Below are 12,060 nucleotides of genomic sequence, written 5' to 3'. Positions count from 1 at the left end.
GCCGTCATCGCCGAGCTGACACCGCGCGTCGAGGCCGCCGAGCGCACCGCCAACAGCAGCTGACCGCCCGCCTCCTCATCGACCCCTCACCTCCTCAGCGACAGCTCCCTTCTCGGCGGCACCTCACGTCGTCACGAGCCGGCGCCGGCTCGACGGCAAGCGGACGCCCGAAGTCGGGACGTCGGTCCCGCAGCTCTCCGGCTGCGAGTTGCTTGGCTTTGTGGTGAACCTGGTGCCGAGCATCAGGTGCACCCGACCGGACCACCCGGCGGGTCGGAGAAGCGAGGAGGTCCATCCATGGCCGAGAAGATGCGCGCCGCCGTCGTCCCCGAGCTCGGGAGCCCGCTGGAGATCAGGGAGCTCGACATCCCCCAGCCGGGCCCCTACGAGGCGCTGGTGAAGGTGGCGTACACCGGTGTCTGCCACACCGACCTGCACGCCGCACAGGGTGACTGGCCGGTCAAGCCCACGCCGCCCTTCATCCCCGGCCACGAGGGCGTGGGCACGGTCGTCGCCGTCGGTGACCGGGTGGAGCGGGTCAAGGTGGGGGACACGGTCGGCAACGCCTGGCTCGCCTCGGCCTGCGGCGACTGCGAGTACTGCCAGACCGGCTGGGAGACGCTGTGCGAGAACCAGCAGAACAGCGGCTACTCCGTGGATGGCTCGTTCGGTGAGTACATGCTCACCGACGCCCGCTACTGCGCCAAGATTCCCGACGGCGTAGACCTGGCCGCCGCGGCCCCCATCCTGTGCGCCGGCGTCACCGTCTACAAGGGGCTGAAGGTCACCGACACCGTGCCTGGGCAGTGGGTGCTCATCTCCGGGATCGGCGGACTGGGGCACATCGCCGTGCAGTACGCGGTCGCGATGGGACTGCGGGTGGCTGCGGTCGACGTGGACGACAGCAAGCTCGACCTTGCACGGAGGCACGGCGCCGAGGTCGCGGTGAACGCCCGCACCAGCCAGGACCCGGCCGCGGAGATCAAGGAGGCCACCCAGGGCGGGGTGCACGGCGCGCTCGTCACCGCGGTCAACGCTCAGGCGTTCCCACAGGCCGTCGGAGCGCTGCGCCGCGGCGGGACGGTATCGCTCGTCGGCCTGCCGCCCGAGCAGTTCCCGCTCGACATCTTCACCACGGTGCTGTTCGGCCTGACCGTGCGCGGGTCGATCGTCGGGACCCGCAAGGACATGACCGAGGCGCTGGACTTCTTCGCCCGCGGCAAGATCGAGCCCACCTACTCGGTGCGCCCGATGGACGACATCAACGAGATCTTCGCCGAGATGCAGGCCGGGCAGATCGACGGCCGCGTTGTCATGGACATGGCGAGGTAGCCGCCGTCCGCTTGTCTGCCACGACGCGCAGAAAGCCGACGGGGCACGACTGCACTGGCGGTCGTGCCCCGTCGGCGTCTGGTCGGCCGGCCGGCTACCGGGCGGTCAGGAGTCCCCGCCCGCGGTGCCGGAGACCCCGGCGTTGACGTCCCACAGGCGGTACTTCTCGACGGCCTGCCGCGGCACGTCGGCGTCCACCGCGCCGCGCGCAGCCAGGGCCTGCAGCGCCTTGACCACCATCGAGTGGGAGTCGATGAGGAACTGGCGACGGGCCGCGGGCCGGGTGTCGGAATACCCGAAGCCGTCCGCGCCGAGCACGTGGTAGTCACCGGGCACCCACGGGCGGATGAGGTCGGGCACCATGTGGTCCCAGTCGCTCGAGGCGATGTAGGGGCCGCCCGCGTCGCGCAGCTTGCGGGTGACGTAGGGCTCGCCGTGGTCGGCGGAGGGCTCGAGCATCCGCTTGCGCTCGATCTCCAGCGCCTCGCGGCGCAACTCGCCCCAGCTCGTCACCGACCACACACCGGCCCGCACTCCCCAGTCCTCGGCGAGGATCTCGCGGGCGTGCAGCGCCCACGGCACCCCGACACCGGAGGCGAGGAGCTGCACCCACGGGCCGTCGCCCTCGGACGGGGCGATGCGGTGGATGCCCTTGAGGATGCCCTCGACGTCCACGTCCTCCGGCTCGGCCGGCTGGTGCATCGGCTCGTTGTACACCGTGAGGTAGTACATGACGTTCGGGTCGCGCGGGTCGTCCGCCCCGTACATCCGCTGCAGGCCGTCACGCACGATGTGGCGGATCTCGTAGGCGTAGGCCGGGTCGTAGGGCACGAACGCCGGGTTGGTCTGGGCCAGGACGAGGGAGTGCCCGTCCATGTGCTGCAGCCCCTCACCGGCCAGCGTGGTGCGGCCGGCGGTGGCGCCGATGACGAACCCGCGGGCCAGCTGGTCGCCGGCTGCCCAGAACTGGTCACCGGTCCGCTGGAACCCGAACATCGAGTAGAAGATGTACACCGGGATGAGCGGCTCGCCCAGGGTGGCGTAGGACGTGCCGACGCACTGGAGCGCGGCCGCCGAGCCGGCCTCGTTGATCCCCATGTGCATGATCTGGCCGGTCTCGGACTCCTTGTAGGAGAGCATGAGGTCGGCGTCCACCGAGGTGTACTTCTGGCCGTGGGTGTTGAAGATCTTCGCCGTCGGGAAGATCGAGTCCAGGCCGAAGGTGCGCGCCTCGTCGGGGATGATCGGCACGATCCGCTTGCCGATGTTCTTGTCCTTCATCAGCTCCTTGAGGAGCCGGACGAAGGCCATCGTCGTGGCGACCTCCTGCTTGCCCGAGCCGCCCTTGAGGATCTCGTAGGGCTTCTCGTCCGGCAGCGGCAGGGTGCCCTTGTCACCGCGCCGCTCGGGCAGGAACCCACCGAGGGCCTTGCGGCGCTCGAGCATGTACCGGAGGGTCGGGTCGTCCTCCGGCGGCTTGTAGTACGGCGCGTTGTACGGGTCCTCGAGCTGCTCGTCGGGGATCGGGATGCGAAGAGCGTCACGGAGCATCTTCAGGTCCGTGGTCTTCATCTTCTTCATCTGGTGGGTCGCGTTGCGACCGGCGAAGCTCGGGCCCAGGCCGTAGCCCTTGACCGTCTGGGCGAGGATCACCGTGGGCTGGCCGGTGTGCTCCATCGCGGCCTTGTAGGCGGCGTAAATCTTGCGGTAGTCGTGACCGCCGCGCTTGAGCGCCCAGATGTCCTCGTCGGTCAGGTCCTTGACGAGCTCCTTGGTGCGCGGGTCACGCCCGAAGAAGTGCTCGCGGACGTAGGCGCCGTCGTTGGCCTTGTAGGTCTGGTAGTCGCCGTCGAGCGTCTCGTTCATGAGGTTGACGAGCGCGCGGTCCTTGTCGGCCTCGAGCAGCGGGTCCCACTCCCGGCCCCACAGCACCTTGATGACGTTCCACCCGGCGCCGCGGAAGAAGGCCTCCAGCTCCTGGATGATCTTGCCGTTGCCGCGGACCGGGCCGTCGAGCCGCTGCAGGTTGCAGTTCACGACGAAGGTGAGGTTGTCCAGGCCCTGCTGGGCGGCGAGCTGGAGCATGCCGCGCGACTCCGGCTCGTCCATCTCGCCGTCGCCGAGGAAGGCCCACACGTGCTGCTGGGAGGTGTCCTTGATGCCCCGCTCGTGCACGTAGCGGTTGGTGAAGGCCTGGAGGATGGCCTGCGCGGGGCCCAGCCCCATCGAGACGGTGGGGAACTCCCAGAAGTCGGGCATGAGGCGGGGGTGCGGGTAGGAGGGCAGGCCCCCACCGGGGTGGGAGTACTCCTGCCGGAAGCCGTCGAGGTCCTCCTCCGTCAGCCGGCCCTCGAGGAAGGCGCGGGCGTAGTTGCCGGGCGAGGAGTGCCCCTGGAAGAACACCTGGTCGCCGCCGCCCGGGTGGTCCTTGCCCCGGAAGAAGTGGTTCATCCCCACCTCGTAGAGGGTGGCGATCGACGCGTAGGAGGAGATGTGCCCCCCGACCGCGACGCCGGGCCGCTGGGCCCGGGTGACCATGACGGCGGCGTTCCAGCGGATCCACCCGCGGTACTTGCGCTCGGTCACCTCGTCGCCCGGGAAGTAGGGCTCGTCGTGCACACCGATGGTGTTGACGTAGGGCGTCGTCAGCGGCGCCGGCACGGTCACACCCAGCTGCTTCGCACGACGCAGCAGGTTGAGCAGGATGTAGCGCGCCCGAGGGCCACCACGGTCGTCGATGAGGCCCTCGAGGGACTCGAGCCACTCCTGGGTCTCAGCAGAGTCGATGTCCCCGACCTGGCTCAGCAGGCCGTCGATGAGCGGTCCAGATCCGTCCTGTGGACTCACACGTCCTCTTTCCCTCAGGCGTCGGGGCGCCCCGACGCGCGTGGCTGGTGCTCGGTCAGACCAGATTAGGCCCATTGTCTCGCCGCCCGACAGTGCAAGCCATGCTCACGGTCACGGCGCGGCTATGACCTTGACAACAGCCGACCGTGCAACGCTGCATAGATCATCTGGGAATGGCATCGTCCCCGCAGTAAGTTGTGCTCAGCCCTACGCTGGATGGGGTGGAGAGGCGCGCAGCGCCCTGACGAGAAAGTGGGAGAACACACGTGGCAGCGACCGCTGGCCCTGGCGCCGGCAGCCGGTTCGGCTTCACCACCGGGCAGCAGATCCAGGAGTTCGGTTACGACGACGACGTCGACCAGGCCGTGCGAGCGGCCGTCGAGGAGATCACCGGCACCGAGCTCGTCGACACGGACTACGGGGACGTCGTCGACGGCGCCATCATCTGGTGGCGCGACGACGACGGCGACGAGAGCGACCTCACCGACCTCCTCGTCGACGCGCTGGACAACCTGGACGACGGTGGCACCATCCTCGTCCTGACCCCCAAGCCGGGACGCGGGGGGCACGTGGGCCCCGCCGTCGTGGAGGAGGCGGCACGTACCGCCGGCATGCAGCCCTCGGGCTCCGTCAGCGCCGCCGCGGACTGGAACGGGCAGCGGCTCCTCGCGCGTGGTCGCGGTCGCTGACCGCGCGCCGGTCCTCGACCTGCCCGACACCCACGGCACGCCCGTCCGCCTGGGCGGGCCACGGGAACGGCCCCAGCTCGTCGTCTTCCTGCCCTTCGCGTTCTCGCGGGTGTGCGGGGGCGAGGTCCGCGAGCTGGTGACGCACCCTGTCGCGGGGACGGACGTCGTCGCGGTCACCTGTGACCCGGTGTTCACGCTGCGCGCCTGGGCCGAGCAGGAGGGGGTACCCTTCCCGCTGCTGTCCGACTTCTGGCCGCACGGCGCGGCGGCTCGTGCCTACGGTGTCTTCGACGAGCGCTCGGGCGCGCCCACGCGCGGCACCTTCCTCCTCGACGGCGACGGTGTGGTGGCCTGGTCCACCCACAGCCCGGCGGGGGTGGCCCGGTCGGTGGAGGCCTACCGGGAGGCCGTGGCGCGCCTGACGTAGGACGGTGACCGGTGCCCCGGCGGGTGTACCGGAGCACCGGCCGCCGGCCAGTACCCTTGTCGCTTGGCAGCCGGGCCGCGCCCGCCGTGCCAGGGGCCTGTAGCTCAGTTGGTCAGAGCGCCGCGCTTACACCGCGGAGGTCGTCGGTTCGAGACCGGCCGGGCCCACCGAGAGGGGACTGGTTCCTCACCTGCCCGCCGGTGCCGGCGGCGACGGGCGCCACAGGAGCACGACCGCGACGACGCCTGCCACGACCGGGAGCAGCCCGGTCAGCCCGAGAAGTGGCGGCAGCCCGGTGTCCCCGGAGGTGTCCCGCACCAGGAGGTTGAACAGGGCGACACCTCCGCCCGCCAGCAACAGCACGGGGGCGGCCCGGCGTGCCCACGGCCGGCCTCGCCGGGTGGCCCGGGCGAGGACCAGCCAGGTGACGGCGCCCAGCACGCCGAGCACGGTCAGGTAGGTCAGCCACAGGGTCACGGCCTCCGCGACGCGTGCGGCGCCGTAGTCGGGGTAGCCGGACCGGATGTGGGCGGCCAGCACGTTCGTCGTCGCCCGGTCGACGTACGGGACGGCAAGGGTGAGGACGGTGAGTGCAAGGCCGCCGTACATGACGGCGACGGCGGAGCGCGGGTAGGTCGTCGGAGTGGGTGTGCTTGACTTAGCGAACATGTTCCGAAAGTAGTGGTGTGCCCTGTGCCGGTGTCCACACCTTTTTCGACGGGAAGGGATCGACCGTGACCCGAACGCCCGCCGGACGCGGCCGGACCGGACGACCGCCGGTCACCTCCCGCGCCGAGATCCTCGCGGCCGCGCGACGGATCATCGACCGGGACGGCGCCACCGGCCTGACGCTGCGCGGGCTCGCCGCCGAGCTCGGTATCGGCACCGCGACGCTCTACCGCCACGTCCGCGACCGCGAGGACCTCCTCGTCCAGCTGCTCGACGAGCTCGCCGGGCAGATCGACCTCCCGGCGGCGGCCGACAGTCCCCGCGACCGGATCCTCGCCGCGGCCACTGCTGTCCACGACGCTCTCGCGTCCTGGCCCTGGGCCGCAGAGGTGCTCACCGTCGACGGCTTCCTCGGCCGGCTCGGGCTCTGCGCGCTGCGGCCGGTCGAGACGATCGTCGCCGCCGCCGTGGCGGCGGGCCGCTCGGAGCAGCAGGCCGTCGAGCTCTTCCGGCACGTCTGGTACTACACGGTCGGGGAGATCCTCGTCCGGGCCTGCTCGCGGCAGCGTCCGCTCGGCGCCGCGCCGGGCCCGTTCCTCGCCGTCGGGGAGGAGGCCCTGTCCCAGGTGCCCACCCTCGCGGCTGTCGGTGACCGCTGGCTCGAGTACGAGGCCCGGGACACCTACCGCGAGGGGCTGGCCGCGCTCGTCGACGGGCTGCTCGCCGCCGGCGGCGGCCGTCGTGGCGTCGGGTGAGGTCCCCGCGCGTCCCGGTGCACGAGGGGCTGCGGCTGCACGAGCCCACCGACCGCGGGTACGGACGAGGCCGCCCGCCGACGCGGCCAGGCGGCGACCCGCCCGCTCACCAGCGGGGGTGGACCGCCTCACGGAGCTCGCGGTCGTAGATCGCGCGGACGGCGTCGTCGAGGTCGGCCGGGAGCTCGAGCGTGCCCGCCGCGGCGTTGGCGCGTGCCTGCTCGGGGGAGCGGGCCCCCGGGATCACCGTGGAGACGCCGTCCTGCGCGGCGACCCAGGCGAGGGCGACCTGCGCCGTCGTCGCGGTGGGGACGAGACGGCGGGCGACCGAGGCGAACTCGGCAGCGGCCCGGATCCCGGTCTCGAAGTCGACGCCCGAGAACGTCTCGCCGACGTCGAAGGCGGCGCCGTCGCGGTTGAAGCTGCGGTGGTCGTCCGGGGCGAAGGTCGTGTTCGGGGTGTAGCGACCCGAGAGCAGTCCGCTGGCCAGCGGGACCCGGGCGATGATGCCGACTCCGGCCTCCTGCGCGGCCGGCAGCACCCGCTCCAGCGGTTTGAGCCGGAAGGCGTTGAGGATGATCTGGACGGTGGCGACGTGCGGGCGGGCGATCGCCGCCAGCGCCTCCTCCTCCCGCTCCACGCTCACGCCGTAGGACGCGGTGACGCCCTGGGTGACGAGCGTGTCCAGGTCGTCGAAGACGCGGTCGACGCCGTACACCTCGGTCGGTGGGCAGTGCAGCTGGACGAGGTCGAGGGTGTCGACCCCGAGGTTGCGCCGTGAGCGGTCGGTCCAGGCGCGGAAGTTCTCCATCGAGTAGTTCGCCGTCTCCTGCGGGAGCCGGCGGCCCATCTTGGTGGCGACGGTGACGCCGCTGCCGGGGTTGTCGCGGAGCCACTGCCCGATGATCCGCTCGCTGCGTCCGTCGCCGTAGACGTCGGCGGTGTCGAAGAAGGTCACCCCGCCCTCCACCGAGGCGTCCAGGACGGCGCGGGCGTCGGCCTCGGACACGTCGCCCCAGTCGGCGCCGAGCTGCCAGGTCCCCAGCCCGATGACGGACACGGTGCGGCCGGTGCGGCCCAGGGTGCGTGACTGCATCCTTCTCCTTCGCTGGTGGGAGCGCTCACGGTACCGCGGTGCGACCGCCCGGTGTGCTCCGGGACACGGTGTGGTGGGATGAGCAGGACGGCGCTGTCCGGGGCGCCGCCGGCCCGTCGGGCCGACACTGCCTGCGAAGAAGGAGACACCATGCCCAACCCCGTGGTCAACAAGGCGAGCACCGAGTGGAACGGAGACCTGTTCACCGGCTCCGGCACGACGACGCTGGAGACCTCCGGCAAGGCGACGTTCGACGTCGCGTGGAAGTCGCGCGGTGAGGAGCAGGCCGGCACGACGACCCCGGAGGAGCTCATCGCCGCCGCGCACGCCACCTGCTACGCCATGCAGTTCTCCAACATGCTCAAGCAGAACGGGACGCCGCCCACCCAGCTCAACACCAGCGCCGCCGTGACCTTCGTCGCCGGCACCGGCATCACCGGGATCGAGCTCACCGTGCGCGGCACGGTCGAGGGCCTCGACGCCGAGACGTTCGAGCGGCTGGCCCGCGAGGCCAAGGAGAGCTGCCCGGTGAGCAAGGCCCTGGCCGCCACCGAGATCACGCTGGCCGACGTCCAGCTCGCCTGAGACGCACCGGCCGCACCGGCGGCCGGCCCGGCAGCGACGGGCCGGCCGCCGCGGCCCTCCCCGCGGGCTGCGCACCGGGGCACCGGCGCACCGGGCTAGCCTGGGCGGATGGCCAGCATCCTGACCGTCGCCGACGTCGTCGGCCTCCTGGAACAGCGCTACCCGCCAGGCACCGCCGAGGGGTGGGACGCCGTGGGTCTCGTGGCGGGTGACCCCGCGGCGCCCGTGCGCAAGGTCGTGTTCGCCGTGGACCCGGTGCGGGCCGTGGCCGACGAGGCGATCGCCGCCGGCGCCGACCTCCTCGTCACCCACCACCCGCTCTACCTGCGCGGCACCACCACGGTGGCCGCCGACACCCCCAAGGGCCGGGTCGTCCACGACCTCATCCGCGCCGGCTGCGCGCTCTACACCGCCCACACCAACGCCGACTCCGCGCGGGGGGGAGTGGCCGACGCGCTCGCCGACCTGCTCGACCTGCGCGACCGGCGGCCGCTGACCCCGCACGACGCCGACGCGCTCGACACGCTGACCGTCTTCGTCCCGCAGGACCACACCACGCGCGTCCTCGACGCCCTCGCCGCGGCGGGTGCCGGTGCCATCGGCGAGTACGACCGGTGCGCCTTCACCGTCACCGGTCAGGGCACCTTCCGGGCCGGCGCCGCGGCCAACCCGACCATCGGCGAGCGCGGTGAGATCACCGAGGTGGTCGAGGACCGCCTGGAGATGACGCTGCCCCGCCACCGCCGCGCCGCCGTCGTCGCCGCGCTGCGCGCCGCGCACCCCTACGAGGAGCCCGCGTTCTCGGTCGTCGAGCACGCCGCTCAGCCCGCGGGGACCGGGATCGGCCGTGTCGGCACCCTGCCCGCCCCGACCACCCTGCGCGCGCTCGCCGAGCACGTCGCCGCGGTGCTGCCCGCCACGGCCCAGGGCATCCGCGTGGCCGGCGACCTCGACGCCGAGGTGCGCACGGTCGCCGTGTGCGGTGGGTCGGGTGACTCGCTCCTCGGCACCGTCCGCGCGATCGGCGCGGACGTCTACCTCACCGCCGACCTGCGCCACCACCCCGCCTCCGAGGCCCTCGAGGCCGGGCCGCCCTACCTCATCGACGCCACGCACTGGGCCAGCGAGTGGCCCTGGCTGCCCGTCGCGGCCGCACGGCTCGAGGAGGACGCCCGCGCCGCCGGCGCCGTACTCCGGACCGTCGTGAGCAGGACGGTCACCGACCCGTGGACGCTGCGCCTCGGCGCCCCCGACAATGGCCGTACCGACGACACCGAGGGAGCCGCCCAGTGACCACCGCCCCCGTGGCCGACCAGCGCCGTCTGCTCGACGTGCAGGCGCTCGACACCCGTGCCGCCAAGCTCAACCACCAGCGCCGCAGCCTGCCCGTGCTCGAGACGCTCGCCGAGCTCGAGGCCCGCCTGGAGGACCTGCGGCGGGCCCAGGTCGAGGAACGCACCACCATCTCCGACACCCGGCGGGAGCTGACCAAGGCCGAGGGCGACGTCGAACAGGTGCGTCAACGCGCCGCCCGCCACCAGTCGCGCCTCGACTCGGGCGCCGTCACCGCGAAGGACGCCCAGGCGCTCCAGGCCGAGCTGGAGCAGCTCGCCCGGCGCCAGGCCGACCTGGAGGAGGTCGAGCTCGAGGTCATGGAGCGCCTGGAGGAGGCCGAGGGCCGGCTCGCCGAGCTCGAGCGGCAGGAGGCCGCCATCGCCGCCGACATCGCCCGGCACACCGAGGCGCGCGACGCCGAGTGGTCCACCATCGACGCCGAGCTCGCCTCCATCGCCGCCGAGCGCAGCTCGATCGTCGAGGAGATCGACCCCGGCCTCATGGCGCTCTACGACCGGGTCCGCGAGCGGACCGGCGGGCTGGCCGCCATCGCCCTGTACGGCTCGCGCACGGAGGGCACTCAGCTCGACTTCTCGCTCACCGAGCTCGACGCGATCCACTCCGCCCCGCCCGAGCAGGTCGTCCAGCACGAGGACTACGGCTACATCATCGTCCGGATGGACCCGAAGTGAGCCAGGCCAGCCTCTTCGACACCGAGCCCGGCGAGGCCGAGCGTCCGCAGCAACGGGCAGGGCGCAGCGGCCGGGTGCTCGTCGTCGAGGCGGACGGCGGCTCGCGGGGCAACCCGGGGCCGGCCGGGTACGGGGCGGTGGTCCGCGAGGGCGACACGGTGCTCGCCGAGCGCGCGGAGTTCCTCGGTGTGTGCTCGAACAACGTCGCCGAGTACAGCGGGCTCATCGCCGGGCTGCGGGCGGCGGCCGAGATCGACCCGACGGCGCAGGTGGAGGTCCGGATGGACTCCCGGCTCGTCGTCGAGCAAATGTCGGGGAACTGGAAGATCAAGCACGCCGACATGCGCCGCCTCGCCCTCGAGGCGCGGGAGATCTTCCCGCCGGGCCAGGTCCGGTACACCTGGGTGCCTCGCGCCGAGAACGGTGCGGCGGACGCCCTGGCGAACGCCGTCATGGACAGTGGCGGACGGATCGAGCGGGACTACACCGCCGAGCCGGCCGAGCCGGCAGACGCGCCTGTGGACGCGGAGGACGACGCGGACGACGTCCCCCCGATCCCGGACGTCGACACCAACGCACCGTCACTGTCCGACCCGGACGCCGTCACCCTCGTCCTCGTCAGCCCGGGCGTGGCACCGCGGGAGCGGGGCGGGGACCCCGAGCTCACCGAGCAGGGGGTGGAGCTCGCCGGCGCGGCGGCCGCGGTGGTCGACCAGATCGGCGACGGTCTGTGGCCCCACCTGGCGCCGCCCAGCCTGCTGCTGGCCTCGCCGCTCGTGCGGGCGCAGCAGACGGCCGAGCTCATCAGCGAGGTCGCCGGCCTCGGCGTGCCCACCGTCGACGACGACTTCGCCCCGGCACAGCCGGGGGAGGAGCGGGCCCACCTCGCGGCGCGGGTGGAGCGGGCGCTCTCCCGCCTGGACGAGAGCTGCCGCGGCTGCACCGTCGTCGTGGCGGCCCACGCCGACGTCATCGCGGCGATCATCGGCACCGTCGTCGAGGCCCCGCCCGAGGCGTGGGACGTCTTCCGCATCGCGCCGGGCACGGTGAGCGTCGTGCGACGCTGGCGCGGCCGGGGGGAGGTCCACGCGATGGGGTGCCCCGCCCAGCTCGGCCGCGAGTGACCGGACGAGTTGCACGCTCCCGGCGTCCGTGTCGGCCGGTCGCGGCACGCCGGTAGACTGGAGGTGCGGATGAGTCGGCCAGGCGGTCGCGGCGCCCCTTCGGGGCGACGAGGAACGTCCGGGCTCCGCAGAGCAGGGTGGTGGGTAACGCCCACCCGGGGTGACCCGCGGGAAAGTGCCACAGAAAGCAGACCGCCGCCGCAGTCCCCGGACCGCGGCGGTAAGGGTGAAAGGGTGGTGTAAGAGACCACCAGCGCGTCGGGTGACCGGCGCGGCTCGGTAAACCCCACCCGGAGCAAGACCAGACAGCAGGCGCTCGAGGGCTGCTCGCCCGATGCCTGCGGGTAGGTCGCTCGAGGCGCACGGCAACGTGCGTCCTAGATGGATGGCCGCCACCGCGGCCCCGGTGACGGGGCCGTGGGACAGAACCCGGCGTACCGGCCGACTCATCCGCCTATAAGCCTCTGACCTGCAGAAACGTCCCACGGAGGAAGGGCCGCGACCCGCCG

General features: G+C 72.5%; 11 protein-coding genes, 1 tRNA gene and 1 other RNA gene. 10 read left to right on the top strand and 3 right to left on the bottom strand.

Annotation, left to right across the window (positions count from 1 at the left end; all coding sequences use genetic code 11):
• The first annotated feature begins 297 nt into the window (after positions 1 to 297).
• Positions 298 to 1,332, top strand: a complete 1,035-nt coding sequence (gene adhP / locus Q0195_RS02985) for an alcohol dehydrogenase AdhP (RefSeq protein ID WP_299274316.1) — start codon at positions 298 to 300, stop codon at positions 1,330 to 1,332.
• A 105-nt stretch (positions 1,333 to 1,437) separates the two neighbouring features.
• Here adhP and aceE read toward each other — a convergent pair whose 3' ends face one another.
• Complete coding sequence (gene aceE / locus Q0195_RS02980) at positions 1,438 to 4,179, bottom strand: pyruvate dehydrogenase (acetyl-transferring), homodimeric type (RefSeq protein WP_299274314.1); 2,742 nt, start codon at positions 4,177 to 4,179, stop codon at positions 1,438 to 1,440.
• A 266-nt stretch (positions 4,180 to 4,445) separates the two neighbouring features.
• Between aceE and Q0195_RS02975 the strand changes: the two genes are divergently transcribed.
• The 3 genes from Q0195_RS02975 (at position 4,446) to Q0195_RS02965 (ending at position 5,462) form a co-directional block, all read left to right on the top strand.
• On the top strand, positions 4,446 to 4,868 hold the full coding sequence (locus Q0195_RS02975; RefSeq protein ID WP_299274311.1) for a DUF3052 domain-containing protein: 423 nt from the start codon (positions 4,446 to 4,448) through the stop codon (positions 4,866 to 4,868).
• Complete coding sequence (locus Q0195_RS02970) at positions 4,852 to 5,295, top strand: redoxin domain-containing protein (protein ID WP_299274309.1); 444 nt, start codon at positions 4,852 to 4,854, stop codon at positions 5,293 to 5,295. The genes Q0195_RS02975 and Q0195_RS02970 overlap by 17 nt, the downstream gene beginning before the upstream one ends.
• A 93-nt stretch (positions 5,296 to 5,388) precedes the next feature.
• A tRNA-Val gene (locus Q0195_RS02965) sits at positions 5,389 to 5,462 on the top strand.
• 19 nt (positions 5,463 to 5,481) lie between these two features.
• Here Q0195_RS02965 and Q0195_RS02960 read toward each other — a convergent pair.
• Complete coding sequence (locus Q0195_RS02960) at positions 5,482 to 5,964, bottom strand: hypothetical protein (RefSeq protein WP_299274306.1); 483 nt, start codon at positions 5,962 to 5,964, stop codon at positions 5,482 to 5,484.
• Positions 5,965 to 6,029: 65 nt separating this feature from the next.
• On the opposite strand from Q0195_RS02960, the gene Q0195_RS02955 reads away from it, so the two are divergent.
• Positions 6,030 to 6,719, top strand: a complete 690-nt coding sequence (locus Q0195_RS02955) for a TetR/AcrR family transcriptional regulator (protein ID WP_299274304.1) — start codon at positions 6,030 to 6,032, stop codon at positions 6,717 to 6,719.
• Positions 6,720 to 6,825: 106 nt separating this feature from the next.
• Here the strand turns inward: Q0195_RS02955 and Q0195_RS02950 are convergent, their stop codons facing one another.
• The gene (locus tag Q0195_RS02950; protein WP_299274302.1) at positions 6,826 to 7,815 is read right to left on the bottom strand and encodes an aldo/keto reductase; all 990 of its coding nucleotides are present in this window, start codon (positions 7,813 to 7,815) and stop codon (positions 6,826 to 6,828) included.
• 150 nt (positions 7,816 to 7,965) lie between these two features.
• On the opposite strand from Q0195_RS02950, the gene Q0195_RS02945 reads away from it, so the two are divergent.
• From Q0195_RS02945 to rnpB, 5 genes are all read left to right on the top strand, one after another.
• Complete coding sequence (locus tag Q0195_RS02945) at positions 7,966 to 8,400, top strand: OsmC family peroxiredoxin (RefSeq protein WP_299274299.1); 435 nt, start codon at positions 7,966 to 7,968, stop codon at positions 8,398 to 8,400.
• Between the two features lie 108 nt (positions 8,401 to 8,508).
• Positions 8,509 to 9,693 (top strand): Nif3-like dinuclear metal center hexameric protein, encoded by a 1,185-nt coding sequence (locus tag Q0195_RS02940; RefSeq protein ID WP_299274296.1) that lies wholly within the window; start codon positions 8,509 to 8,511, stop codon positions 9,691 to 9,693.
• Positions 9,690 to 10,427 carry a hypothetical protein gene (locus Q0195_RS02935; RefSeq protein WP_299274293.1) on the top strand — a complete coding sequence of 246 codons (738 nt, stop codon included), beginning with the start codon at positions 9,690 to 9,692 and terminating at the stop codon, positions 10,425 to 10,427. Before Q0195_RS02940 ends, Q0195_RS02935 begins: the two co-directional genes overlap by 4 nt.
• Positions 10,424 to 11,551: a histidine phosphatase family protein gene (locus tag Q0195_RS02930; protein WP_299274291.1), complete on the top strand. Its 1,128-nt coding sequence runs from the start codon at positions 10,424 to 10,426 to the stop codon at positions 11,549 to 11,551. Before Q0195_RS02935 ends, Q0195_RS02930 begins: the two co-directional genes overlap by 4 nt.
• A 70-nt stretch (positions 11,552 to 11,621) precedes the next feature.
• Positions 11,622 to 12,004, top strand: an RNA gene (rnpB, locus tag Q0195_RS02925) — RNase P RNA component class A.
• The last annotated feature ends 56 nt before the right edge of the window (positions 12,005 to 12,060 follow it).

The sequence above is a fragment of the uncultured Georgenia sp. genome (genome assembly GCF_937958535.1).
Classification (GTDB): Bacteria; Actinomycetota; Actinomycetes; order Actinomycetales; family Actinomycetaceae; genus Oceanitalea.
Note: the sequence above shows the minus strand (reverse complement) of the source record. Positions and strands in the feature narration are given on the sequence as shown.

Coding starts and splice junctions, on each gene's coding strand:
- Q0195_RS02940 (WP_299274296.1), top strand. CDS start 8,509: ATGGCCAGCATCCTGACCGTCGCCGACGTCGTCGGCCTCCTGGAACAG.
- Q0195_RS02945 (WP_299274299.1), top strand. CDS start 7,966: ATGCCCAACCCCGTGGTCAACAAGGCGAGCACCGAGTGGAACGGAGAC.
- Q0195_RS02960 (WP_299274306.1), bottom strand. CDS start 5,964: ATGTTCGCTAAGTCAAGCACACCCACTCCGACGACCTACCCGCGCTCC.
- Q0195_RS02950 (WP_299274302.1), bottom strand. CDS start 7,815: ATGCAGTCACGCACCCTGGGCCGCACCGGCCGCACCGTGTCCGTCATC.
- adhP (WP_299274316.1), top strand. CDS start 298: ATGGCCGAGAAGATGCGCGCCGCCGTCGTCCCCGAGCTCGGGAGCCCG.